General features: G+C 65.8%; 26 protein-coding genes. 17 read left to right on the top strand and 9 right to left on the bottom strand.

The window, feature by feature from the left end; genetic code table 11:
• The first annotated feature begins 1 nt into the window (after nt 1).
• From lysX to BM167_RS00200, 10 genes are all read left to right on the top strand, one after another.
• Nucleotides 2–871, top strand: coding sequence for a lysine biosynthesis protein LysX (gene lysX / locus BM167_RS00245; protein WP_092887060.1), 870 nt, complete (start codon nt 2–4; stop codon nt 869–871).
• Entirely contained in the window at nt 868–1,917 is a 1,050-nt protein-coding gene (gene argC / locus BM167_RS00240; RefSeq protein WP_092887057.1) for an N-acetyl-gamma-glutamyl-phosphate reductase, read from the top strand. The genes lysX and argC overlap by 4 nt, the downstream gene beginning before the upstream one ends.
• A 21-nt stretch (nt 1,918–1,938) precedes the next feature.
• Nucleotides 1,939–2,979 (top strand): acetylglutamate/acetylaminoadipate kinase, encoded by a 1,041-nt coding sequence (locus tag BM167_RS00235; protein WP_245781285.1) that lies wholly within the window; start codon nt 1,939–1,941, stop codon nt 2,977–2,979.
• Nucleotides 2,976–4,112 carry an aspartate aminotransferase family protein gene (locus BM167_RS00230; protein WP_092887055.1) on the top strand — a complete coding sequence of 379 codons (1,137 nt, stop codon included), beginning with the start codon at nt 2,976–2,978 and terminating at the stop codon, nt 4,110–4,112. Before BM167_RS00235 ends, BM167_RS00230 begins: the two co-directional genes overlap by 4 nt.
• Entirely contained in the window at nt 4,109–5,182 is a 1,074-nt protein-coding gene (locus BM167_RS00225; protein WP_092887052.1) for a [LysW]-lysine hydrolase, read from the top strand. Before BM167_RS00230 ends, BM167_RS00225 begins: the two co-directional genes overlap by 4 nt.
• A 15-nt stretch (nt 5,183–5,197) precedes the next feature.
• On the top strand, nt 5,198–6,094 hold the full coding sequence (argF, locus tag BM167_RS00220; protein WP_092887049.1) for an ornithine carbamoyltransferase: 897 nt from the start codon (nt 5,198–5,200) through the stop codon (nt 6,092–6,094).
• A 61-nt stretch (nt 6,095–6,155) separates the two neighbouring features.
• On the top strand, nt 6,156–6,818 hold the full coding sequence (locus BM167_RS00215) for a helix-turn-helix domain-containing protein (protein ID WP_092887046.1): 663 nt from the start codon (nt 6,156–6,158) through the stop codon (nt 6,816–6,818).
• A gap of 91 nt (nt 6,819–6,909) precedes the next feature.
• Complete coding sequence (locus BM167_RS00210) at nt 6,910–7,296, top strand: DUF7344 domain-containing protein (RefSeq protein WP_092887043.1); 387 nt, start codon at nt 6,910–6,912, stop codon at nt 7,294–7,296.
• A gap of 74 nt (nt 7,297–7,370) precedes the next feature.
• Nucleotides 7,371–7,589, top strand: coding sequence for a HalOD1 output domain-containing protein (locus BM167_RS00205; protein WP_143095453.1), 219 nt, complete (start codon nt 7,371–7,373; stop codon nt 7,587–7,589).
• A gap of 79 nt (nt 7,590–7,668) precedes the next feature.
• Entirely contained in the window at nt 7,669–8,841 is a 1,173-nt protein-coding gene (locus BM167_RS00200; RefSeq protein WP_092887037.1) for an MFS transporter, read from the top strand.
• A 42-nt stretch (nt 8,842–8,883) separates the two neighbouring features.
• Here the strand turns inward: BM167_RS00200 and BM167_RS00195 are convergent, their stop codons facing one another.
• A complete protein-coding gene (locus BM167_RS00195) occupies nt 8,884–9,633 on the bottom strand; it encodes a DUF7537 family lipoprotein (protein ID WP_092887034.1) in 750 nt (249 codons plus the stop codon).
• An 84-nt stretch (nt 9,634–9,717) separates the two neighbouring features.
• Complete coding sequence (locus BM167_RS00190; protein WP_092887031.1) at nt 9,718–10,185, bottom strand: DUF6789 family protein; 468 nt, start codon at nt 10,183–10,185, stop codon at nt 9,718–9,720.
• 252 nt (nt 10,186–10,437) lie between these two features.
• Here BM167_RS00190 and BM167_RS00185 point away from each other — a divergent pair, with 252 nt between their 5' ends.
• Nucleotides 10,438–12,594 carry an ATP-dependent DNA helicase gene (locus tag BM167_RS00185; protein ID WP_092890983.1) on the top strand — a complete coding sequence of 719 codons (2,157 nt, stop codon included), beginning with the start codon at nt 10,438–10,440 and terminating at the stop codon, nt 12,592–12,594.
• 74 nt (nt 12,595–12,668) lie between these two features.
• Entirely contained in the window at nt 12,669–14,033 is a 1,365-nt protein-coding gene (locus BM167_RS00180) for a cytochrome P450 (protein ID WP_092887028.1), read from the top strand.
• 7 nt (nt 14,034–14,040) lie between these two features.
• Here BM167_RS00180 and BM167_RS00175 read toward each other — a convergent pair whose 3' ends face one another.
• The 3 genes from BM167_RS00175 to BM167_RS00165 are packed head-to-tail and all read right to left on the bottom strand — an operon-like array spanning nt 14,041 to nt 15,702.
• Complete coding sequence (locus BM167_RS00175) at nt 14,041–14,541, bottom strand: 2'-5' RNA ligase family protein (RefSeq protein ID WP_092890981.1); 501 nt, start codon at nt 14,539–14,541, stop codon at nt 14,041–14,043.
• 49 nt (nt 14,542–14,590) lie between these two features.
• Entirely contained in the window at nt 14,591–15,451 is an 861-nt protein-coding gene (locus tag BM167_RS00170) for a hypothetical protein (protein ID WP_092887025.1), read from the bottom strand.
• Nucleotides 15,452–15,501: 50 nt separating this feature from the next.
• Nucleotides 15,502–15,702, bottom strand: coding sequence for a DUF7554 family protein (locus BM167_RS00165; RefSeq protein ID WP_092887022.1), 201 nt, complete (start codon nt 15,700–15,702; stop codon nt 15,502–15,504).
• Between the two features lie 115 nt (nt 15,703–15,817).
• On the opposite strand from BM167_RS00165, the gene BM167_RS00160 reads away from it, so the two are divergent.
• Both BM167_RS00160 and BM167_RS00155 read left to right on the top strand, forming a co-directional pair.
• On the top strand, nt 15,818–16,963 hold the full coding sequence (locus BM167_RS00160; RefSeq protein ID WP_092887019.1) for an SPFH domain-containing protein: 1,146 nt from the start codon (nt 15,818–15,820) through the stop codon (nt 16,961–16,963).
• 219 nt (nt 16,964–17,182) lie between these two features.
• Nucleotides 17,183–17,680 carry a DUF3426 domain-containing protein gene (locus BM167_RS00155; RefSeq protein ID WP_177213252.1) on the top strand — a complete coding sequence of 166 codons (498 nt, stop codon included), beginning with the start codon at nt 17,183–17,185 and terminating at the stop codon, nt 17,678–17,680.
• A 174-nt stretch (nt 17,681–17,854) separates the two neighbouring features.
• Here the strand turns inward: BM167_RS00155 and uvrB are convergent, their stop codons facing one another.
• Nucleotides 17,855–19,951 (bottom strand): excinuclease ABC subunit UvrB, encoded by a 2,097-nt coding sequence (gene uvrB / locus BM167_RS00150; protein ID WP_092887013.1) that lies wholly within the window; start codon nt 19,949–19,951, stop codon nt 17,855–17,857.
• Between the two features lie 180 nt (nt 19,952–20,131).
• Here uvrB and BM167_RS00145 point away from each other — a divergent pair, with 180 nt between their 5' ends.
• The gene (locus BM167_RS00145; RefSeq protein WP_092887010.1) at nt 20,132–20,401 is read left to right on the top strand and encodes a DUF7553 family protein; all 270 of its coding nucleotides are present in this window, start codon (nt 20,132–20,134) and stop codon (nt 20,399–20,401) included.
• Between the two features lie 229 nt (nt 20,402–20,630).
• Here the strand turns inward: BM167_RS00145 and BM167_RS00140 are convergent, their stop codons facing one another.
• Nucleotides 20,631–21,251 (bottom strand): transcription antitermination protein, encoded by a 621-nt coding sequence (locus tag BM167_RS00140; RefSeq protein WP_092887007.1) that lies wholly within the window; start codon nt 21,249–21,251, stop codon nt 20,631–20,633.
• A 321-nt stretch (nt 21,252–21,572) separates the two neighbouring features.
• Here BM167_RS00140 and BM167_RS00135 point away from each other — a divergent pair, with 321 nt between their 5' ends.
• The gene (locus BM167_RS00135) at nt 21,573–21,848 is read left to right on the top strand and encodes a DdfA family disk-determining factor (protein ID WP_092887004.1); all 276 of its coding nucleotides are present in this window, start codon (nt 21,573–21,575) and stop codon (nt 21,846–21,848) included.
• 101 nt (nt 21,849–21,949) lie between these two features.
• Here the strand turns inward: BM167_RS00135 and BM167_RS00130 are convergent, their stop codons facing one another.
• Entirely contained in the window at nt 21,950–22,819 is an 870-nt protein-coding gene (locus BM167_RS00130; protein WP_092887001.1) for a sulfurtransferase, read from the bottom strand.
• Nucleotides 22,820–23,059: 240 nt separating this feature from the next.
• Here BM167_RS00130 and BM167_RS00125 point away from each other — a divergent pair, with 240 nt between their 5' ends.
• Nucleotides 23,060–23,848 carry a sulfurtransferase gene (locus BM167_RS00125; RefSeq protein ID WP_092890979.1) on the top strand — a complete coding sequence of 263 codons (789 nt, stop codon included), beginning with the start codon at nt 23,060–23,062 and terminating at the stop codon, nt 23,846–23,848.
• A gap of 6 nt (nt 23,849–23,854) precedes the next feature.
• On the opposite strand, the gene BM167_RS00120 is transcribed toward BM167_RS00125, so the two are convergent.
• Complete coding sequence (locus BM167_RS00120; protein WP_092886998.1) at nt 23,855–24,943, bottom strand: AI-2E family transporter; 1,089 nt, start codon at nt 24,941–24,943, stop codon at nt 23,855–23,857.
• Nucleotides 24,944–25,032 lie beyond the last annotated feature (89 nt).

Genomic DNA, 25,032 nt, shown 5'->3' with positions numbered 1-25,032 from the left:
GATGAAGGTTGGACTGCTCTACTCCCGGATTCGGAGAGACGAGAAGCTGCTTCTCTCGGAACTCCGCGAGCGCGGGCACGAGGTGGCGAAGATAGACGTCCGGAAAGAGCAGTTCAACATCAGCGAACCGCCGGCGGCGTTCGACGACGTGGATATCGTCGTGGACCGCTGTCTGGCGACCAGCCGGAGTCTCTACATCACGCAGTTCCTCGACTCCTACGACGTGCCCGTGGTCAACACCGCGGAGACGGCGGACGTCTGCGCCGACAAGGTGAAAAACAGCCTCGCGCTGGAGCAAGCGGGCGTCCCCACGCCGAACACCGAGGTGGCGTTCACCGTCGATTCGGCGATGGAGACGATAGAGCGGTTCGGCTACCCCTGCGTTCTGAAGCCCGTCGTCGGGTCGTGGGGCCGTCTGATGGCGAAAGTCGAGTCCGAGTCGGCCGCCGAAGCCATCCTCGAACACAAAGCGACGCTCGGGCACTACCAGCACAAGGTGTTCTACGTCCAGGAGTTCGTCGAGAAACCCGGCCGTGACATCCGCGTTCTCGCCGTCGACGGCGAACCCGTGGCCGCGATGACTCGCTCCTCGGACCACTGGCTGACGAACGCCGCGAAGGGCGGCGAAGTCGAGTCGTTCGAGCTAGACGACAGAGCGCTCGAACTCGTAGAGAAGGCCAGCGACGCCGTCGGCGGCGGCTTGTTGGGCGTCGACCTGATGGAGACCGGAGACGACTACACGGTCCACGAAGTCAACCACACGGTCGAGTTCAAAGCGCTGAACGAAGCCGTCGACGTGGACGTGCCCGCGGAAGTCGTCGATTGGCTGGAAGCGAAAGCCGACAAACACGTGGCGGAGGCGACCGCATGACGGCAGGTGAGACGTACACCGCCGCCGTCGTCGGCGGAAGCGGGTTCACGGGCGGAGAACTGCTTCGCCTCCTGTACCAGCATCCGAACTTCGACGTGGTGCAGGCGACGAGTCGCTCCAAGGAACGCAAGACCGTCGGCCACGTCCACCCGAACCTGCGGGAGATGGACCTCCGCTTTACCTCTCCGGGGGAGTTAGAGTCCGTGGACGTGTTGTTCGCGGCGACGCCTCACGGCGTCTCGATGCAGCAGATAGACGAGTTTCAAGACGCCGCGGACACCGTCGTCGACCTCTCCGCGGACTTCCGTCTGAACACGGAAGCGCAGTACGACGAGTGGTACGACGGGCACGTCTGCCCCGAGTACCTCGAACAGGCCGAATACGCCCTCCCGGAGATAAACCGCGAGAACCTGCCCGGCGCGGACCTCATCGCCTCCGGGGGATGCAACGCGACGGCGACCATCCTCGGTCTCAAGCCCCTGTTCGACGCCGGACATCTCTCGGGCGACGAACAGATAGTCGTCGACGTGAAGGTGGGTTCCTCGGAGGGCGGTGCGGGCGGCGGCGACGCCTCCAGTCACCCGGAGCGGTCGGGTATCGTCCGCCCGTACGCGCCCACCGGCCACCGCCACGAAGCGGAGATAGAGCAGTTCCTCGGCGTCTCTGTGTCGTTCACCGTCCACGCCGTGGACATGGTCCGCGGCGCGAGTGCGACCTGCCACGTCTTTCCCGACGCGCCCGTCTCGAAGGGCGACCTCTGGAAGGCGTACCGGGGGTCGTACGCCGACGAACCGTTCGTGCGAACCGTCGCCGGAGGCGGCGGCGTCTACCGCTACCCCGAACCGAAGTCCGTCGCCGGGACGAACTACGGCGAAGTCGGCTTCGAGTTAGACCCCGAGAACCGCCGCGTCGTGGTCTTCTCGGCCATCGACAACATGATGAAAGGCTCGGCGGGACAGGCGGTCCACGCCGCGAACGTCTCGCTCGGACTCGAAGAGACGGCCGGACTGGAGTTCGCCGGACTCCACCCCGTCGGATCGCCCTGAGACTGACCGACCACGCACACGATGCACACCACAGATACCACCGACGCACGAACCGCGCGCGAGTCGACCGACTCGAAAGGCTCGAAAGCACGTCAGATTCCATCTGACGGCGGTCCCGAGCCGTCAGGCTCGGGAGCATGTCGGGTAGCACCCGACGGCGGAGAGCCGATCATCGACGACCACGAAGACGAACCGCCGAACGAGGACCCGCCGGTCGTCGTGAAGATAGGCGGCGCGCGCGCCGTAGACCCCGCGGGCGCGATTCAAGACGTGGCTCACCTCGTCGCCAACGGCCGCGAGGTGGTCGTCGTCCACGGCGGTTCGACGGCGGTGGACGAGACGCTCGAAGAACTCGGCGAGGAAGCCACCTACGTCGAGACGCCGGGCGGCGTCGTCGGCCGGTTCACCGACGAGCGCACGATGGAGGTGTTCACGATGGTGATGCCCGGAAAGCTCAATACCGATATCGTCGCCACCCTGCGGGAGGCGGGCGTGGACGCTCTGGGCCTGTCGGGCGTCGACGGCGGCCTCCTCACGGGCCCTCGTAAGTCGGCCGTCCGCGTGGTAGAGGACGGCAAGAAGAAGATAAAGCGCGGCGACCACTCGGGGAAGATAACCGACGTGAACGCCTCGCTTCTCTCGACGCTGTTGGGCGACGGCTACGTGCCCGTCGTCACCGTCCCGATGCTCGCGGACGACGGCGTTCCGGTCAACGCGGACGCGGACCGCGCGGCGGCGGCCGTCGCGGGCGCACTCGGCGCGCAACTGGTGGTTCTCACGGACGTGTCGGGCGTCTACGAGAACCCCGACGACGATTCGACGCTCATCGAGTCCGTGCGGACCGCAGCGGAGTTCGAGGCGCTCGAAGACGCCGCGGAGGGGTTCATGACCAAGAAGGTCATGGCGGCCGAAGAGGCGCTCTCTGGCGGCGCGACGGAGGTCATCGTCGCGGACGCGAACAACCGCGACCCGATAGTCGACGCGCTCTCGGGCGGCGGGACGCACGTGTACGATTCGGTGCTGGACGAGACGGGCGACGAGGAGGAGGTGACCGCCGAATGAGCGGGTTCGTCTTCTCCGAGAAACCCATCGAGATAGAGTCCGGCGAGGGCGCGTATCTGTACAGCCCCGACGGCACCGAGTATCTCGACTTCGGCGCGTCGTACGCCGTCGCGGCCCTCGGCCACTCTCACCCCGCCGTCACCGAGGCGGTACAGGAGCAGGCGGCCAAACTGACGTACGTGCAGGCGTCGTACCCCGTCGCCGCGCGCACCGAACTGTACGAGAAACTCGCGACGGTGGCACCCGGCGACCTGTCGAACGTCTGGCTCTGTAACTCCGGCACCGAAGCCAACGAGGCGGCGATGAAGTTCGCTCGCTCGGCCACCGGTCGCTCGAAGATTATCGCCACGAAGCGCGCGTTCCACGGCCGGACGATGGGCGCTCTCGCGATGACGTGGAAAGACGAGTACAAACGGTCCTTCGAACCGCTCGCGGGCGACGTCGAGTTCGTCTCCTACGGCGACGCCGCGGAACTGCGCGAGGCGGTGGACGAGGAGACGGCCGCCGTCTTCCTCGAACCCGTACAGGGAGAGGGCGGCGTCCACCCCGCGACGACGGAGTATCTGAACGTCGCCCGCGAGGCGACGGAAGACGCGGGTGCGGCCCTCGTCTTCGACGAGATTCAGACGGGCATCGGCCGGACGGGCACGCTCTGGGCGTGCGAACAGACCGGCGTCGTCCCCGACGCGATAACGTCAGCGAAAGGCATCGCGAACGGACTCCCCCTCGGCGCGACGATAGTTCGAGACTGGATAGCCGAGGAGTCCGGCAACCACGGGTCCACGTTCAGCGGTGGCCCCGTCGTCTGCGCCGCGGCGAACGCGACGCTCGATACCGTCGTCGAGGAGGATTTACCCGGCCACGCCGCCGAAATCGGCGAGTACCTCCGCTCGGAGATAGAACGCGTCGCAGAGGAGGAGGACCTGCCCGTGCGGGATGTCCGCGGCGACGGCCTGCTCATCGGGATTCAGGTCAAGCGCGGCGCGAACCGCGTGCTGAAGAACCTCGCGCTGAAAGAGCAGATTCTGGCGCTCCCCGCGGGTCGGACCGTCGTGCGTCTGCTTCCGCCGTTGGTGATAGACGAATCGCACGCCGACCAGTTCGTCGAGTCGTTCGCGGAGGTGCTCGGATGAGCATCGAACTCGACCACGACGTCTTCGACGTGCAGGACGACCTGACCGAGGGGCTGACGGAAGCGCAGACGCTCTTGGCTGACCTCGTCTCCATCCCCTCGCCGTCGGGCGACGAGTCCGCCGCCGCCGAACGCCTGAAATCGTACTTCGAAGAGCACGGCCGCGAGGTGTGGATAGACGAGGTGGGCAACGTGCGCGCGCCCGCCGACGACTCGGTGCTTTTGACCTCCCACATCGACACCGTGCCGGGCGACGTGCCCGTGAAAGTCGAAGAGGGCGTCCTCTGGGGGCGCGGAAGCGTCGACGCCACCGGCCCCCTCGCGGCGATGGCCGTCGCCGCCGTCCGCACGGGCGTCTCCTTCGTCGGCGTCGTCGGCGAGGAGACGAACTCCCGCGGCGCGTGGCATCTCGCGGAGACCCGCGAGCAACCCGACGCCGTCGTCAACGGCGAACCCTCCGGCTGGGACGGCATCACGCTCGGATACCGCGGGTTTCTCTCCGGGACGTACGTCTCGACGAGCGAACTCGGCCACTCCTCGCGCCCGGAGAACAACGCCATCCAGTCCGCGGTCAACTGGTGGTCTCGCGTCGCGGACTTCTTCGACGAGGACGAGTCCGACGGCGTCTTCGACACCGTCACGACGAAACCCGTCACGTTCGACGGCGGCCCCACCGAGGACGGCCTCGCGGTGGAGGCGACGGTGGACGTGCAGTTCCGCGTTCCCCCGCGCTACACCATCGACGACGTGCGCGAAGTCGCCGAGGGCGAACTCACCCGCGGAAGCGTCCACTGGGAAAAGCCCATCCCGCCCGTGATGACGAGTCCCCGAACCGAGGTGGCGCGGGCGTTCCGCGTCGCCATCCGCGAGGAGGAGGGCGACCCCCGCTTGCTCCGGAAGACGGGGACGAGCGACATGAACATCTTCGCCGGCGTCTGGGACTGCCCCATGGCGACGTACGGTCCCGGCGACTCGGAGTTGGACCACTCGCCGAACGAACACGTAGACCTCGCGGAGTACGACAGTTCCATCGAGGTGCTGACGAGCGTCTGCGAGACGCTCACCGACTAACCTGAGATTATCCGGATGCTCGAAACCGACCACTTCCTCGACATCGACGACATCACGACGGACGAACTACAGACGATACTCGACCGCGCCGCCGCGATAAAGAGCGGCGAGGACGACTCGCGACTCCCCGAACAGACGCTCGGGATGCTCTTCGAGAAACCGAGCACCCGGACGCGAATCTCTTTCGAGACGGGCATGACGCAACTGGGCGGCCACGCCGTCTTCCTCGGCCCCGACGACATCCAACTGGGCCACGGCGAACCCATCTCGGACACCTCGCGCGTCCTCTCGCGCTACGTGGACGTGGTGATGGCGCGGTTGTTCTCGCACGACGACCTCGTGGAGATAGCCGACTACGCCGACGTGCCGGTGGTGAACGGTCTGACCGACGACGCCCACCCCTGCCAGACGCTCGCGGACCTGCTGACGATACAAGAGGAGTTCGGCGGGTTCGACGGGGTGCAGGCGGCGTGGGTCGGCGACGGCAACAACGTCGGCCAGTCGTTCGTCGTCGGCGCGGCGATGGCCGGACTCGACCTGACGGTGGCGACGCCGTCGGACTACGGGATGGACGACGACGTCGTCGAACAGGCCGCGGACCTCGGCCACGAACCGACCATCGTCGACAGTCCCGAGGCGGCCGTCGAAGACGCGGACGTTGTGTACACCGACGTCTGGATTTCGATGGGCCAAGAGTCCCAACGCCACGAGAAACTGCAGGCGTTCGAGGGGTATCAGGTGAACGAGACCCTGCTCTCGGAGACGAACGCGAAGGTGATGCACTGTCTGCCCGCCCACCGCGGCGAGGAGATAAGCCACGACGTCCTCGAATCGGACCGCGCTCTCGTCTGGGACCAAGCCGAGAACCGCCTGCACGCCCAAAAGGGGCTTCTCGTAGAGTTGTTGGAGTAGCGTCGGTAGCCAAGCGGTATTCTCGTGGGGTTCTATGCCGTGGGAACTCGTACCGAGACTGATGAGTATCGTCGCCGAGTTCTCGGTACCCGCCGACCAGTTTCTCTTCGGTGAGACGATAGCGGCAGCCCCCGGTCTGTCGATAGACGTCGAACGCGCCGTCCCGGCGGGGTCGCGAATCATGCCCTACGTCTGGGCGCGCGGCGACGGCAGAGCGGAGTTCGTCACCTCGATGCGCGAAAACGACTACGTCAGATCCGTCGTCGTCCGCGACAAGTTCGAGGACTCCTCGCTCTGTGAGGTAGAGTGGGAAGAGTCCGCCGAACGCCTCGTGCACGAGATACACGAGATGGGAGCGACGATTCTGGAGGCGTGCGTCGACGGCGTGCGGTGGCGGTTCCGAATCCGATTCGAGAGCCACGACGGCCTCGCGAAGTTCAACGTCTACTGCAAGCGACACGAGATACCCTACCGACTCGACCGAATCGCCCACCTCTCGACGCCGTCGCACCCCACCGACGCGTACGGCCTGACCGCGCCGCAACGAGAGGCGTTGAGTCTCGCCGTCGAACGGGGGTACTTCGAGGTGCCCAGACAGGTGGGGTTCGACGAACTGGCCGACGAACTCGGCGTGTCGGTACAAGCGTTCTCCGAACGCGTCCGGCGAGGCGCGGACAAGGTTCTCAGGTCGGCGCTGTCCGCGCGGACAGACGACAACGACTAGCGCCGCGCGTCCGCCGACCGGTCGGCGAGAATATAATGGGCATGACTACCCATGAGATGTACCTTTGGTCCGTTGTACCGTCCCATCAACTATGTCGAAAGACCAGGAAGAGTGGATTTCACGCCCCGACGACTTACAGAACGCCGTTTACAAGGCTCTCACCCATCCTCACCGGCGGACCGTTCTCAGATGCGTGGCCGCGCGCCAGTCGCCGGTGAGCGTGGACCGACTCGCGTCCGAAGTCGCCGCCGCGGAAGACGGCGTCACCGTCGCGGAGGTGACGGACGAACGGCGGACGGCCGCACTCGTCGCTCTCGTCCACCTGCATCTCCCCGAACTCGACAGAGCGGGGTTCGTCCGGTGGGACCGAGAGCCGGGACACGTCGCGTCGACGTCGCTACTGGCGGAGATAGCGGCGACGCCGGTTTCGGGGAGCGTGTTCGACCCGTTTCCCGCCCCGTCGGCGGGGACGGGATAGCCGCCGAGAGACGGTGAACGCGGGATAGGCGAGGCGCGATTCGTCGGGCCGGGGAAACCGAGAGAGACCAGAGCATGAAGCCCCCGAGTGTCAGGGTGTTAGAGGCCATCGCCGCCACGGAGGGCGTCGAACCGATCGAAATCGACCGCCCCCTCGGCGAGAGTATCGACGTCGACGCCTTGGACGCGTTGTTCGAGGGGGAGGAACCACAGAACTGTCCGGCCGCAGTCAGATTCGCGTACTACGGATACACAGTCGTCGTCTCCGGTACTGGGGCCGTGAACCTGCGATAGCGGTCGGCGCGCGACTGCGGCGAGAGGGCCGCCGAGCAGTAAGTAGCGTTTTCACGGTCTAGGGTCCCGTGTAGAACAGATGCGATGGAGATACCGAGAGACGGTTCTCACCCTCTGTACCGTCGCGTTCTTCGTGACCATGGTCGGGCGGTTAGCCATCAGTCCCATCATCCCCGACATCGCCGCCGACCTGGGCATCTCGAACTCCCTCATCGGCGGCGCGTTGACCGCGATGTGGGTCGCGTACGCTCTGGTCCAGTTTCCGAGCGGTGTCCTCGCCGACCGGTTCGGCGAACGCGCCGTCATCCTCGTCTCCGTCGGCGGGACCGGAGCCACCACGTTCCTGATAGCGTCGTCGCCCGGATTCGGCGTGTTCGTCCTCGGGACGGTGCTTCTGGGTGCGGCCGCGGGCCTGCACTACAGCGTCGCAACCGCCCTCATTACTCGAACGTACGACGACATCGGGAAAGCCATCGGACTGCACAACGGGGGCGGACCGCTGGCGGGACTGGTGACGCCCGTCGCCGTCGCGTGGGTTGCCGTCTCCTACGGGTGGCGAGTGGCCGTCGGACTCGTCGCCGTCCTCGCCGTCCCCGTCGTCGCTCTCTTCTGGTGGCGGATTCGGCCGACCGAACCGCGACGGCCGAACGGGCGGATGCGAGAGCGGTTCGACCTCGGCCCGATGACGACGCTTCTCTCGCGGCCGACGATACTGTTTACGAGCGTCGTCGCCGCCCTCGCGGACTTCGTCTGGCAGGGGTTGGCGTCGTTTCTGCCGACGTTCTTCGTCCAGTACCACGGCTACTCGCAGACGCTCGCGGGGAGTCTCTTTGCGGGCTACTTCGTCGCCCAAGGAGTATTACAGGTCGGCGTCGGTGCCGCGGCGGACCGGTTCGGCCGCGACGTCGCGGCGGGGGCGTGCATGGTCGCGAGCATCGCCGGCATCGGAGTGCTCGTCGTCGGACCCGGGCTTCCGTGGATGGTGGCCGGTATCGGTCTGCTCGGATTGGGGATGGGGTGGGCGGCGGCGGTGTTCCCCCGCTTCATGGACTCGCTCTCCGCGGACGAGCAGAGTTCCGGATTCGGACTGATTCGGACGGCGTACATGGTCGTCGCCGCGTCGGGGTCCGTCGTCGTCGGCGTGCTGGCGGACTCGTTCGGGTGGGGCGTCGCCTTCGGGTTTCTGATGGCTCTCCTCGCCGTCGCCGGCGGATTGCTCGCCGGGAACAGGGCGCTCGGATTGGGGTACTGACCGCGAGTCGTCTACGTATCGACGAGCGTCACGGAGTCGGTTTCAGTCCGCTTCGGCCCATGTGGGCTTCTCGACGCTCACCTTGCCGAGTTCTTCGAGCGCGTATCGGTGGTCGATTCGGAACTCGTCGCCCGACTCGTCGGTTCCCTCGACCACGCCGTGGAACTCGCGGACGACGCCGTCGCTCCCGACGAGAATCTGCGACCGGAACGTCTCGACGGTCAGGTCGTCGAACGCCTCCCCGGAGGGGTCCGACTCGTCGGCTTCGAGGACGACCAGCGTCTCTCCGTCGCGTTCGACGGTTCCGACCGGTTCGTGCGCTGCGGCGCGGGCGAACTGCGCGAGTCTGTCGTCGCGGACAAACGAGTCTGGGACGACGTCGGCGTCTTTCGTCCGCGGTGCCGTCCGCACGGCAGTGTCGTTCCCGCGGTGCGTCCGGACGAAGAGTGTCTCTCCGTCGAGGAACACCTCCCTATCGGGTCCGCCCGTCTTCAGGTCCAAGCGGACGCGAGAGCGGTCTGCGACGGCACGTACTACTTCTTCGGACGACCCGACGGAATCCGTGCCGTTGGTTCGGAGGGCGAAACTCTCGTCTTCGAGGGCGGCGCGGTTCGCTTCGAGCAACGCGTCGGAATCGACGCCCGATTCGGAGACGCCCGGCGGAAGTTCGTCGGGGAGCGGATCCGACGGAGAGACCCACTCGCTGCCGGCGGTCGGCGCGTTCGAGACGGCAGCACACCCAGCGAGGACGAGGAGGAGGGCGACTGCGACGGTGGAGGTTCGGGGACGCATAGCCGAAGTTGACAATAGATTGTTAAATAGGTGTCGTCGGAAAAGGAGGCCGACGCAACTCCTGTCGGCCGGTTCGACGGTCCTTCAGCGCAGGGCGTCGCGAAGCGTCGGATAGGTCAGTCCGAGCACCGCGCCGTAGACGACGTGGCCCACCAGACTCGTGACGTTCACGTTCGGAAGCGGCGGGTTCGCGGGCGACCCGACGGCCGAGAGCCATATCGGCATCACCACGACGGCGAGGACGGCCCAGACGGCCACGCCGTACGCGATACCGAGGCCGGCGCTCTTCGTCGTCGTCAGGTCCGAACGCGCGGACGCGATAGCCGCGAACGCGACGCCGAGTACCGCGCCGTGGGCGACGTGGACGGCGAATCCCGCCGCGCCGCCGGTGAGAAAGTACATCGAGGGGATGGCCACTTCGAGGACGGGGCGCATCTGCACCGCCATCATCGCGCCCATCGCGATTGCGGCGACTGCGCCCGCCGCGACGCCGCCCATCCATTGGTAGTTCTCGTTCGATTCGGCCGTGGCAGTCGTCGTTTCGGTCGCCATACCCGCAGATTGCCGCGTCGGGGAGATAACGCCACCTCGGACGAGCATCGGTAACACACCACAGGGAAAGAGTTAACACGGAGTCCCGGGTCGAACGCGACATCGGCGGGGGGACAGAGGCCCGCGCGTTCGGAATCGCCTTCGTCGGAAACAGGCTCGGTTCCGCGTCCGTCGAACGCGAGAACCTCGTCCAACCGGGACGTTATAACCGATGACGGGCAAAGAGGGGACGTGGCAGAGACGAGCGGGCACATGCGGTTCTTCCCGTACGACCGGCCGTATCCGAATCAGCGCGCGGCGATGGCGGGCATCGCCGAGGCGTTAGACGAGGAGCGAGACGTGCTCATCGAAGGAGCGCCGGGGACGGGCAAGACGCTCTCGGCGTTGGTTCCGGCGTTGGAGTGCGCACAGCGGGAAGACAAGACGGTGGTCATCACGACGAACGTCCACCAGCAGATGCGCCAGTTCGTCGAGGACGCGCGGGCCATCGCCGACGAGGAGGCGATTCGCGCCGTCGTGTTCAAAGGCAAGTCGTCGATGTGTCACATCGGCGTCGACTATCAGGAGTGCCAGACGCTCCGGGACACGACGCGCAGTCTGGTCGAAAAACAAGAGGACAGAGAGGAGTTGTCCGAGCAGGCAAACGCCCTCGTCGAACGGATGCGGGAGGGCGAAGACGGTGCGGCGGAGGCCCGAACCGCCGTCACGGACGAACTCGACCAGCTAGAGGAGGAACTCGAGGAACTCCGGGAGGGGAACATCTGCGAGTACTACCACAACAACCTCACCGAGAACACCGAGGAGTTCTTCCAGTGGCTGTTCGACGACGTGCGGACGCCCGAGGACATCTACGACTACGCCGACAGACGGCAGTTGTGCGGCTACGAACTGCTGAAAGAGGGGATGGAGGAGGTCGACCTCGTCGTCTGTAACTACCACCACCTGTTGGACCCGAACATCCGCGAGCAGTTCTTCCGGTGGTTGAACCGCGACCCCGAGGACGTCATCACCGTCTTCGACGAGGCGCACAACATCGAGTCGGCCGCCCGGGACCACGCGAGTCGGAGCCTCACGGAGAACACGCTCGAACAGGCGCTGAACGAACTCGAAGACGCCGATGACTCCCGGGCCGAGGCGGCGCGGAACGTCCTCTCGGCGTTCCTCGGCGCGCTTCGAGAGACGTACGACGACGCGCTCGGCTTCGGCGAACGCGAACAGGTCGGCGACGACTGGCACGACCTGTCTATCGCCAACCGCGACAGGCGCGACGAGTTGACGCTCGGCTTCCTCGATAGATACGAGGGCCGCGGCATCGACGCGGAAGTCGACCTCGCCCTCCAGTTGGGCAAGCGCCTCGACAGGGAGTACGAGGAGGCGTACAAAGACGGCGAGACGACGACGAGAAAGGAGTGCCAGACGCTACAGGCGGCGGCGTTCGTCGAGGCGTGGATGGCCGACGGCGCGAAACTCGGCCAGCATCCGATGTGTTCGGTCCGACGCGAGGGCGGTACCGAGGAGATGTACGGGCGCGCCGAACTGTACACCTGCATCCCGCGGGAGGTGACCGAGACGCTGTTCGAGGAGGTGCACGCGAGCATCCTCATGAGCGCGACGCTCCGACCGTTCGACGTGGCGGCGGACGTGCTCGGCCTCTCGGACCCGAAGACGATGGCGTACGGGTTGGAGTACCCCGAGGAGAACCGCCGAACGCTGACCGTCGAGACGCCCGCCCTCTTCAAGAGCGAACGCGAGGAACCGCGGACCCAAGAGAAACTGACGGACGTTCTCGCCGACGCCTCACGGTTCACGCCGGGGAACACGCTGGTGTTCTTCCCGTCGTACGCCGAGGCCGAACGCTACCACGAACGGCTGACCGACCGGGCGGACGTGACCGACCGCTTGCTGTTGGACGAGGCGGGGACGCCCACGGAGGAGTTGCGCCAGCGGTTCGTAGACTGCGACGGAGCGGTCCTCCTGACCTCGCTTTGGGGAACGCTCGCGGAGGGCGTGAGTTTCGACGGCGACGACGCGCGAACCGTCGTCGTCGTCGGCGTCCCGTACCCGCATCTCTCCGAGCGGATGGAGGCGATACAGGACGCCTACGACAGAGCGTACGGCGACCGGAGAGCGGCCGGGTGGCGCTACGCCGTCGAGATTCCGACGATTCGGAAGACCCGGCAGGCCCTCGGGCGCGTCATCCGGTCGCCCGACGACTTCGGCGTCCGCGTGTTGGCTGACAAACGCTACACGCGGGCGAGTTCCGAGATGGGCAAGTACGGCGTCCGTTCGACGTTCCCGCCCGAAGAGCGCGCGGAACTCGTAGACGTCTCACGCAGAAAACTGAAGTTCGCGATGTTGAACTTCTACGCCGACCACGACGCGTACGACGGCGCGCCGCCGAGTCCCTGAACGGAGTCGGGGACAGGTGTGGTACGTAGTAGCGAGGCGAACGTCTGATACGTGCTCGGCCCAACACCGACACGATGAGCACCCAGCCACCCGGACCGAGGGGCGTGCCGGTGTTCGGCAGCAGTCGTCACTACGCGAAGGACCCCTTCACGTTCCTGACGAACGTCGCCGAGGCGTACGGCGACGTTATCCACTTCGGACTCGGGCCCATAGACACCTACATGCTCACCAACCCCGCGGACGTGGAGCGGGTGTTGGTGACCGAGGACGCGAAGTACCACAAGCCGGACTTTCAGGACGACGCTATCGGAACGCTCCTCGGAGACGGCCTGCTTTTGAGCGAGGGCGAGACGTGGCGGAAACAGCGCGAACTCGCCAAGCCGGCGTTCGACCCCCGTCGAATCGCGTCGCTGTCGGACGCGATGACGGACCACGCGACGGCGATGGTCGCAGAGTGGGAGGACGGCGACGTCCGCGACGTGCAGTTGGAGATGGCTCGCGTCACGGTGCGGATTATCGTCGACGCGATGTTCGGCGCAGACTTAGACGACGAACGGACGCGCGTGGTCCAAGAGAACCTCGAACCGTTGGGCAAGCGGTTCGAACCCGACCCGTTTCGGTTTCTCGTCCCCGACTGGGCGCCGACGAAAGAGAACCGCGAGTACAAGCAGTCGGTGCGGGTGTTGGAGGGCGTAATCGACGACATCGTCGCCGAGCGAACGGGAACCGAGGAGAGTCCCGCCGCGGCGGTGGGGAACGGCACCGGAGAGATGCCGATGGACCTCCTCTCTGTGCTCTTGCGGGCGAAAAAGCGAGGAGAGCAGTCCGACCAGCAACTCCGCGACGAGATGATGACGATGCTGCTTGCGGGCCACGACACGACGGCGTTGACGCTGACGTACACGTGGTATCTGCTGTCGCAACACCCCGAGGCGGAGGCGAAGGTCCACGAGGAACTCGAAGCGGTCTGCGGGGGCGAGACGCCGACGATGGCCGACGTTCGGCAGTTCGACTACGTCGAACGCGTCTTACAGGAGGCGATGCGCCTCTATCCGCCGGTGTACGTCATCTTCCGCGAACCGCAGGTGGACGTGCGACTCGGCGGGTACCGGATACCCGAAGGCTCCGCGGTGATGCTCCCGCAGTGGGTCGTCCACCGGTCGCCGCGGTGGTACGACGACCCCGAGACGTTCGACCCCGACCGGTGGCTTCCCGAACGGCGGGCCGACCGGCCGCGCTTCTCGTACTTCCCGTTCGGCGGCGGGCCGCGACACTGCATCGGAAAGCGGTTCTCGATGCTGGAAGCGCAGTTGATACTCGGCACCGTCGCCCAGCAGTACGAACTGGAGTACGTCCGCGAGAAGCCGTTCGACCTGCGCGGGTCGCTGACGATGCACCCCGACGAACCGATGGGGATGCGACTCCGAAAGCGCGAGTGAGTCCGGTTCAGCCTCGGAGCGGTAGTCGCGCGGCCGCCTCGCGGTAGCGCGCGTCCCAGACGGCGAGTCGGTTCACCGTCCACCGCACGTCGTCTACGTCTCTCTTGGCCAACTCCTCCGCGTCCGAAATCCGCCCGCCGCGCGCGAGGGTCACGTGCGGCGTGTACTCCTCGCCCTCCATCTCCGCGACGACGCCGAACTCCCGACAGAGCGTCTCGTGCAGGTCGTAGAGGCCGGGGCTCTCGATGCGGAGGTAGACGACCGGTCCCTCCCCTCGGGTGGGCCGTCCGAAGTAGTCGATGCCGTCGGTCCGCACCTCGAACGGGGGCCGCCCCGAGAGGGCGGACCGAAGTCGTTCGCGAATCCGCGGGAGCGACTCTTCGCCCTCCAGTCGCTTGACGACGAGCGTGTGTCTGTCGCGGACGCTCTCGAACGGCGAGAGGTGGGGAAACAGGTCCTCGGCGAGTCGCTCGACGCTCCCCGGGGCGAGGATGTTCAGGCTGAACACGTCGGAGACGTGACCGCCGCGAGTGAAGAACGCGTCGGGTTCGGCCGCGTCACGCGAACAGGTAGCCACCCGCGGCGGCGTGATACTCGAACGAGGGGAGGAGAGCAGTGGAGTCAACGTCCGCGTCCGCCGGGAACGCGGTCGTACAGATTGCGACGACGGAGACGGCGTCGGCGGACCGGCCCCGCCAACCGACCGTGTAGCCGTCCGAGTCGAATCCGGTCTCGGGCGAGGAGTCCCACGTCTTCGGCGCTTGCGGTCGGACCGTCCCCGTTTCGAGGGGCGCGTTCGCGGCGACGGCGGGACCGGACTGGACCCCGGATTGGACGGTGTACTCGTCCGTCTGCGACGATTTCACGTCGCCGCCGGGGTCGTAGTGAACGAGACCGGCGGGCGCGTCGAACTCGACGTGGAGGCCGAGTCCGCGGACGCGAACGGCCGCTCTCGGTTCGTGCCCGCCCGGAATCCCCGGTAGCGTCGTCGTCTCCGTCGTCGGACGCGCGCCCGCCCACAGAAGCCACGCGTCCGTCCGGTCGCCGTCACCGCTCTCGCCGAGGTGATAGCGCGCGACGGCGTAGTCGGCGCGGACGAGTCCGCCGTCGTCCGAACTCGGGTCGCTTCCGGTCGTGAACTCCTCCGTCCACGCGGTTTCGAACGACGAGGCGTCGGGCGGGCCACGCGACCCGAAGACGCCGTGGGGGCCGTACCGCGACCGCATCTCGTCGAGATACGCGCCGAACTGCGAGGCGTCGAGTTTCGGCCCCTCGGTTCCGGTCACCCCACCGCCCGAGGACGTGACGCCGCGGAGGGCGGTACAGCCAGCGGTGGAGGCGAGTCCGACGGCGGCGATGCCGCCGCCGGCCCGACGGAGAAACTGTCGTCTGCTCGCGGTGGAGGGCGAGGGTTCCATCGCGAGACGGTTCAGCGAGGGAGACTAAAACGCTACCGACGCCGAGGGGTTCAGATTCGATCGAAGTACCAGAGGACGACGAGGCTCACGACTGCGATTCCGAGAAGCGGTCTGAGAGGACCGAGCAGGTCGGCGACGATTCCGAGGACGCCGCCGACGATTTCGAGGGCGAGCCAGACGGCTACGAGGACCAACACGAGTTTCAGCAGGTCCTCTACGTCCACCGAGGCGCGGTCAGGGAGGCGTGACATGGCCGGAACTCTCGTCTCTTTCGCGAAGTGTCTTCTGCATCTACCAGTCGAGTCTGATATATAATCGAGGGGCTCGCGGGACACCCTTAATGTTGCTGAACGGTACCATACTACTATGGCAAGCGTCTTTCGCGCACTCGGACGGCTTTCGGCCCGCGGCCCGCCAGACTGGATGGTCGCCGGTCTGGCCGCCGCGGCCGCCATCGCCGTCGCTCTCGCCGTCCTGCCGCCCGACCCGGTGACGGTGGTCGGAGCGGTCGTTATCGCACTCGCCGCCGCGACGCTGTACAGCGCCGTCGAGTTCGTCAACGCGTACGAACGCCGGGCACTCACCGTCTTCGGGAAGTACCGAGAACTGCTCGAACCGGGGTTGAACGTCGTCCCGCCGTTCGTCTCGAAGACGTACGCCTTCGACATGCGGACCCAGACGCTCGACGTGCCGCCGCAAGAGGCCATCACGGAAGACAACTCGCCGGTCACCGCCGACGCCGTCGTCTACATCCGGGTGATGGACGCGAAACGTGCGTTCCTCGAAGTCGACGACTACAAACGGGCGGTGTCGAATCTCGCACAGACGACGCTTCGGGCGGTCATCGGCGACATGGAACTCGACGAGACGCTGTCGCGGCGCGAGGAGATAAACCGGCGAATTCGCCTCGAACTCGACGAACCGACCGACGAGTGGGGCGTCCGCGTCGAGAGCGTCGAAGTCCGGGAGGTGAAACCCTCGCGGAAAGTCGAGAGCGCGATGGAACAGCAGGCGGGTGCCGAACGCCGCCGCCGCGCGATGATCCTCGAAGCGCAGGGTGAGCGTCGCTCCGCCGTCGAGAGGGCGGAGGGCGAAAAGCAGTCGAACATCATCCGCGCGCAGGGCGAAAAACAGAGCCAGATTCTCGAAGCGCAGGGTGACGCCATCTCCACCGTCCTCCGCGCGAAATCCGCCGAGTCGATGGGCGAACGCGCGATAGTAGACCGCGGACTGGAGAGTCTCGCCCGCATCGGCGAGTCGCCCTCGACGACGTACGTGCTCCCGCAGGAACTCACCTCGCTTCTCGGCCGGTACGGTCGGCAACTCTCCGACGGCGACGTCCAGGAGTCGGCGGGGTTAGAGAGCAACGACTTCGACGCCGAGACGCGGGAACTCCTCGGACTCGACGACGTAGAGGAGATACTGGCGGAGACGAACGGCAACATCGGAAACGGCGAACAGATAGCGGGGCGAACGACGGAAACGAACGACGGCGAACGGAACGAACGGTAGTTGTCGTTCCCGCGGCGACGGTCAATCGAGGGCCCGGCAGACGATTCTCCGACGAGTCGGCGATGGTCTCGACAGATGGATAGATAATTTCTCTAATAGTGGCCATTTAGCTTAACGGTCAGACGAACAAAACGGAACTCGCATCGTCAGATCATGTTCCGTCGAAACTTCATCAAAGCGGCAGGAGCGGCCAGCATAGTCGGAATAACAGCAGGTTGCATGGGCGACGGCGGCGGCGGCGGTACCGAGACGACGGCCGGTGACGGCGCTACCGAAGAGGAGACGACGCAGGCGGAGACGACGGAGGGAGCCGAGACCACCGAGGGAACCGGCACCGGAACCCCCGACGTCGAGGGGCAGATAGCCGACGATTCCTCGGAGGACCTCGAAGTCACGAACCGCGAACTCTACCGGACGGACGGAAACGTCGGCCTTCGAGGAACCGTCACGAACACGAGCGAACAGGCGTACGAGTCGGCCGAAGTCGAGGTCACTCTCCAAGACGACCAAGGAGAGGTCCTCTACGAGTTCATCGACGAGACCGAGGAGGCGGAGACCGATACGCTCACCCCCGGCGGGGAGTGGCAGTTCGACGTCGTCTTCGAGGAGGCCCAGATGAACGAAGTGCGGACGTACACCATCTCCGTCGAGGGCGACGAGGCCCAGACGACGGGCGACGAACCCGTCGGGTCGACGGAGACGACGACGTCGGCGTGATCGGATCCGACCGTACCGCGAGACAGTCGAAATCGAGATAGACGCGGACGTCGACCAGACGCCCGGGAGGTCGACGCGCGTGACCCGTCCGTCGTCTCCGGTTCGGACGCCCGCCGGACCGAGTTTGTCGCTGTCGTTCGGGAGGTCGGTCGAGGGGGCGTCCGTCTTCGGCGGTCAGAACTCGTCGTCCGGCGCGATTCCGCCCTCGTCGAGGGCACCGCTCTCGGGTTCGATTCCTTCCTCTTCGTCCAGGTCGAACTCCTCGCGCAGTTCCCGGACTCGGTCGCGGATGTCCGCCGCGAGTTCGAATTCGAGGTTGTCGGCGGCCTCCTGCATCCGGTCTCTGAGATATTCGACCTGCTCTCTGGCCTCCTCCTCGTCGCCGGGGGCGTCGCCCGTCGCGCGCGAGGTGTCGGTCTTGCTCCCCGGGAGGTTCGTCTCGCCGACGGCCTTCTCTATCGTCGTCGGTTCGTAGCCGTTCTCCTCGTTGAACTCCTGTTGGATTCGGCGGCGGCGTTGGGTCTCCTCTATGGCGGACTCCATCGCGTCGGTCCGCTTGTCGGCGTAGAGAATCACCTCGCCCTCCACGTTGCGGGCGGCGCGGCCCATCGTCTGAATCAGCGTCGTCTCGGACCGGAGGAACCCCTCCTGGTCGGCGTCGAGGATGGCGACCAAGGAGACTTCGGGGATGTCGAGTCCCTCCCGGAGGAGGTTGATACCGACCAACACGTCGATGTTGCCGAGGCGCAGGTCGCGGATGAGTTCGTGGCGTTCGAGCGTGTCCGTCTCGTCGTGCATGTAGGCGACGGAGACGCCCGACTCCTCGAAGAACTCGGTGAGGTCTTCGGCCATCCGCTTTGTCAGCGTCGTCACGAGGGTGCGTTCGTCGCGTTCGATTCGCTCCTCGATGCGAGCCATCAGGTCGTCGACCTGTCCGGTGGCGTCTTCGACCGTCACCTTCGGGTCCACGAGATGCGTCGGGCGGACAATCTGTTCCGCGATCTGGTCGGACTGCTCGCGTTCGTAGTCGCCGGGGGTGGCGCTGACGAACAGTTTCTTGTCCGTCTTCTCTTGGAACTCCTCGAACGTCAGCGGGCGGTTGTCGTACGCCGTCGGGAGGCGAAAGCCGTTCTCGACGAGCGAGTCTTTCCGCGATTTGTCGCCCGCGAACTGGCCCTTTATCTGCGGGAGCGTCTGGTGGGACTCGTCGACGACGGTGAGAAAGTCGTCGGGGAAGTAATCGAGAAGCGTGTACGGCGGGTCGCCCGCGTCGCGGTCGGACATGTGGACCGAGTAGTTCTCGATGCCCGAACAGTAGCCCGTCTCTCGGAGCATCTCGATATCGAACGTCGTCCGTTCCTCGATGCGTTGGGCGGCGACGAGGTCACCCTGTCTCTCGAAGTAGCGGACGCGTTCCTCTTTCAGTTGCTCTATCTCGTCTATCGCCGTCTCCAAGAGGTCCTCGGGGATGGAGTAGTGCTCCGCCGGGTGGACGAGCACCGCGGGTTCCTTCGACACCACCTCGCCCTGCAGGGGGTCGAGTTTCGTCATGCGGTCTATCTCGTCGCCCCAAAACTCGATGCGGACGGCGTAGCGACCGTACATCGGGAACACCTCGACGGTGTCGCCGCGGACGCGGAACGTCCCTTGGTGGAAGTCCACGTCGTTTCGCTCGTAGTTCAGATCGACGAGTCGGCCCAACAGTTCGTCTCTGTCTATCCGGTCGCCGACCTCCAGACGGAGGGACATGTCGGTGTAGTTCGACGGGTCGCCGAGACCGTAGATGGCCGAGACGGAGGCGACGACGATGACGTCGTCGCGGGTGAGGAGCGAACGCGTCGCCGAGTGCCGCAGTCGGTCTATCTCCTCGTTTATCGACATGTCCTTGTCGATGTAGGTGTCCGTCTGCTCCATATACGCCTCGGGCTGGTAGTAGTCGTAGTAAGAGACGAAGTACTCCACCGCGTTGTCGGGAAACAGGTTCCGGAACTCCTCGTACAACTGGGCGGCGAGCGTCTTGTTGTGGGCGATGACGAGCGTCGGTTTCTGAATCTCCTCTATCAGCCACGAGACGGTGTTGGTCTTTCCGGACCCGGTGACGCCGAGGAGCGTCTGGGTGTCCATCCCCTCGTCGTAGCCGCGGGCGAGTTTCTCTATGGCCTCCGGTTGGTCACCGGCGGGGTCGAACGGGGCGTCCACGCGGAAGTCGCGGTCCGCCGCCGGGCGGTCTGGAGAGAGCGGTCCCTGCTCCGAACCGGACGTGTCGCTCATTGGTTACGGTTGGTGTTCGACGTACTTGAGGGGGACGGTCAGCGCGGTTTCGACGGCCGCGAGACACCGTTCGACGACGCCTCCGAACCGGTCCAAACGTCCGCGGGGGAGCCGTCTCAGATGGCCGCAAACGCGGCCACCGGGGGAACTGTTTTGCGACGAGAACGGAAACGACGGCGCATGGCACACGAAGAACTGAAAGCCGCGAGCGACGACCTGCGGGCGGCCGCCGAGGACGCGTCGGGCGAACTCCAATCGCGCATCTACGACCAGTCGAACCAGTTGGCCGACCTCGCCGCCGCCGACCGCGGCCCGGACCACGGGCGACTCGCCCGACACATGAACGCACTCACCGAGATAGCCGACGCGGCGGACGGAACGGTCAGAGAGCGCGTCGAGTCGGCCTACGACCACGTCGAGGAGTACCGAAGCGGCGTCTCGGGCGTCTGACGGCCGTCTGACGGCGTTCTCGCTTCGAACCCCTTCGTTTCGGGTGGAGTTTGAGAACAGTCCCCACGTCGTGAACGAAGGGGCGAGCAAAGACGGGCGAGGCGGTGCGGAGACGGGAGCGGTCGAAGACACCGTCGCCGCACCGGGAGCGAACGAAGTGAGCGACCGGCCTTTTTCCCTCCAGGTTTTTGGAGAGGGTGCGCAGCACCCTCTCGAAAAAGGTGGAGGTCTAGCAGACGTTCTTCGGTTTCACGCCCATCGACTCCAACGTCTCGACGTAGTCGTCGTAGGCGACCTCGACGACGGCGTCCGCGGCACGGGAGGCGTTCGCCCAGTCGTCGTCCTCGTCGCACAGTTCGTCCAGCGTCGCCGCGACCCTGTCGCGGGCGTCCTCGATATCGCCGCGCAGGTCGCGGAACTCCGAGGCGGTGCGGGGGTCGGCGTCGCCGACGAAGAACCCGACCATCTGTTCGACGTGTTTCAGCGTGACGAGATAGCGCGCGAGGAGGCCGCCGAGTCGGGGTTTCGTGTCGGAGAACCCCGCGAGTTCGGCGTCCATCTCGGGGGCGTCGCCCGACTCGTGGTCGTCGGGTGCGACCGACGAGGCGTGGTCGCGGGCCGTCTCTGCGAGTTCTTCGAAGAGGGACGCCACGTCGTCGTCGTCCTCGTCTCCGACCCAGTCGTCGAGAACCGACGCGAGAGAGCGCGCGTCGTCCGCGGCGGCGGCGCGGACGGGGGCGGCGTCCATCTCTCCCCCGGTGAGGGCGTACAGCGCTTTCGAGGAACCGAGTCGGGAGAAAGGCGTCTCGTGGTCGTCGCGGAGTTCGGCGGCGAGGTCCTGACCGTTCATACGCCGCCCTACGGCGCATCGAGGTTTGTAACCATCGGCACGGGAAACGCGTGCGACGAGCGCCCGTCGTCGACGTCCGACTCGAATCGAGAGCACGACAGGTGCGGCGATGCGAAGGCGGGCGGCCGAGCCCGAACTATCGCTAACTCTTTCGGGGACCTACTGGTCCGAGACCGATTTGGGCCGAAAGCGCGTCCACCCCGTCCGGGGTCCCCGAGTTCCGACTCCGCCCGCTCGTTTAGATAGATAGTTACGCTGAGTGCCACTAGCTGTACATCCAGCTACAATCCCTATTCCCCGGGAGTCCTTTGGGAGGAACGAATGAGTCAGTCTACGCGACACGGTGACCACACGTACTCTCTCACTCCGGACCAACCGACCAGTATGGCCGTCGTCGAGACGGTTGCGGACGCCGAAGGAGTCGAACCGACGGAACTGCGCCCGCTGTATTCTGCTATCGACCCCGACGCGCTGGACTCGCTCTTCGAGGGGTCCGCGGACGAGGGACCGTCGTTCCTCGGGCAGGTTCAGTTCCAGTACCACGGGTACGAGGTCTGTATCGACGAGAGCGGTCGAGTGACGCTGTTCGACGCGTGAGCGGATCTTAGGACAAGAGTCGGAGAGAGCCGACGCTTCGGGTTGGTCACTGCCGAAATGAGAGAGGTTCTAGTACCGTCGAGCCGCGGCTTCGAGCGGCGTTACTCGTCGCCGGAGCCGGTTTCGACGGGCGCGCCGACGAGGTTCCCCCACTCGGTCCACGACCCGTCGTAGTTGACGGTGTTCTCGTAGCCGAGCAGTTCGTGGAGCGCGAACCACGCGATAGAGGAGCGCTCGCCGATGCGGCAGTACGCGACGGTGGTCTCGTCGCCGTCGATGCCCTGGTCACCGTACAGGTCGCGGAGTTCTTCCGGCGACTTGAACGTGCCGTCGTCGTTGACCGTCGCGGCCCACGAGATGTTGCTCGCACCGGGGATGTGACCGCCGCGCTGGGCCGTCTCCTGGAGTCCCGGGGGCGCGAGAATCTCGCCGCTGAACTCCTCGGGCGAACGGACGTCCACGAGGGGAAGACCCTTGTTCACCGCCTTCTCGACGTCGTCGCGGTACGCGCGGATACCCTCGAACGGACCCTTCGCCGTGTAGTCGACGGAGTCGAACTCCGGCGCCTCTTCGGAGAGGGGGTAGTCGTTCTCGACCCAGTAGTCGCGGCCGCCGTCGAGGAGTTTGACGTTCTCGTGGCCGTAGTACTTGAACTGCCAGTACGTGTAGGCGGCGAACCAGTTCGAGTTGTCGCCGTAGAGAACGACGGTCGAGTCCTCGGAGATGCCGTGAGAGCCGAGCAGTTCCTCGAAGTCGTCCTTCGAGAGGATGTCTCGGGTCGTCTGGTCCTGCAGTTGCGTCTCCCAGTTGAAGCCGATTGCGCCGGGGGCGTGACCCTCGTCGTAGGCTTCGGTGTCCACGTCAACCTCCACGAGTCGATACTCGGAGTCGTCGCTTTGGAACTCGTCGAGGTGCTCCTCGACCCAGTCCGCCGAGACGAGAACGTCTTTCGCGTAACCGTCGTCTGTCATACGTACACGCCTACGTACTCGATTGGCTTAATCCCCACAACCACGGCGTGTACTGCCCCCCATCGCACTAACAGGAAATTGTTGCCGGTTTACCCGTCGGCGGCGGCGGAGAGCCCGCACGGAACAGTCAGACAGAAGAACATGTCCCGATTTACCGGCAAGTAGTTCGACTTTCTCTGACAGCTGGCGATGGCGTCCCGAACGGGCGAACCTAAGGAATCACCGGAACAACGGGACGCCATGAGCGAGAACGTCGTCGTGTCAGCCGACTGGCTCGGCGAACGACTTGACGAGGTGCGGGTGATAGACGTGCGCGACGCGTGGGAGTTCGACGGCATCGGCCACATCCCCGGCGCGGTGAACGTGCCGTTCGACTCGTTTCGGAGTCCGGAGGGAGACGAGGGGATGCTCCCGGGCGTCGAGACGTGGGAGGAACTGCTGAGCGAGGCGGGCGTCGAGAGGGACGGCCACCTCGTCGCCTACGACGACACCCACGGCGTCTTCGCCGCGCGGTTTCTCGTCACCGCGGAACTGTACGGCCACCCGCCCGAACGCCTGCATCTGCTCGACGGCGACTACAGTTCGTGGAACCGCAGAGGCGAGACGACGAGCGACGAAACCGAGATAGAGGCGACGACGTACGCGACTCGGGAGCCCGAATCGACGCCGCTGGTCGGGTACGACTTCGTTTTCGATGCGCTCGACGACGGGGAGAGCGTCGTCGTGGACACGCGCGAGACGTGGGAGTACGAGGAGGGGCACCTCCCCGGAGCGGTCAACCTCGACTGGCGCGAACTCGTCGACGAGGAGACGCGGGGGCTGAAACCCCGGGAGGAACTGGAATCCATCCTCGCGTCCAACGGCGTCGAACGGGAGAGTCGGGTAGTGCTGTACTGCAACACCGCCCGGAGAATCAGTCACACGTACACCGTCCTTCGGTATCTGGGCTACGAGAACGTCGCGTTCTACGAGGGAAGCCTCACCGAGTGGGAGGAACGCGACGGCCCCCTCGTCGGCGCAGACGGGTGAGCGTCGTCACTCGGTGTCCGTCCGCGTCTCTTCGGGAGGAACGCCGCCGTCGGGTGGCGCGCTCTCGTCGCCCGGTTCGCGCCCGTCGGGCCCCGCTTTCTCCTCGACTGGAATCCCGTTCAGTTCCTCGGAGAGAAGCAGCGCGGACTCGACGACGAGTCCGACGACGAGAGGCCCGGCGACGATGCCGATGGGACCGAGAGTGAGCAACCCGCCGAAGAACCCGACGAAATAGAGGCTTCCGGGGATGTCCGCCGTCTCTTTGGCGAGGCGCGGGCGGATGAGAACGTCGGGAAGCCACCCGATGACGAACCCGCCCGCAAAGAAGACGAGGATGGCGTGGACCACCTGGCCGACGGCGAGGTGGTACGCCGCCAGACCCGCCAGCAGGATGCTCGGGCCGAGGATGGGGACGAACTGGAGGACGGCGGCGACGACGGAGAGCGTCACGGCGTACTGGTAGCCGAGCAGGTAGAACACCGGGAACGCGAGGACGAACGTGCCGGCGGCGGTGGCCGCCTGCAGGACGTAAATCGCCAAGAGCGTCTCGCGCGCGCGGTCGTTGAGCGCCTCGGCCACGCCGCGGTACGACGGCGGGACGACGGCCAACACCGCGGTTCGCGCCTCCTCCTCGTAGTAGAGAAGCGAGAACACGAGGAGCGTAAACAGCGTCGCCTTCAACAGGAGGACGGGCGCGGCGGCGGCGGACTGCCGTCCGATTCGTCGAAGCCACGTCGAGGCGAACGTCGTCACCTGTTGGAGCGTCGCCTCGTAGACGAACCCGAACAGTTCGACGTGGATGACGTCGGGGACGAGTTCGAAAAGTTCCAAGACGGTGTCGAGGCGAACGACCGCGGCGACGACTAACGGAGAGAGGACGACGACGGTGGCGAGGAAAGCGAGCGTCGTCGCCGCCACACTCGCCCACCGTCGCGAGAGTCCGTGGCCGACGAGTCGCCGTCTGACCGGCAAGAGGAGGTACGCGACGGTGACGGCGAAGAAGACGGTACCGACGACTTCCCAGAGGAGAACGCCCGCGACGACCGCGAGAAGGACGAACAAACCGCCCAACGCGTAGCGACGGTTCAGAGCCACGGCGACAGATTAGCGAGGAGGAACAAAACAGTTCCCCAACAGATTCCCTCGACGACGAACCGTCGAGAGGTCAGGGGTATTAAATACCA

The organism is Halopelagius inordinatus (genome assembly GCF_900113245.1).
Classification (GTDB): domain Archaea; phylum Halobacteriota; class Halobacteria; order Halobacteriales; family Haloferacaceae; genus Halopelagius; species Halopelagius inordinatus.
Note: the sequence above shows the minus strand (reverse complement) of the source record. Positions and strands in the feature narration are given on the sequence as shown.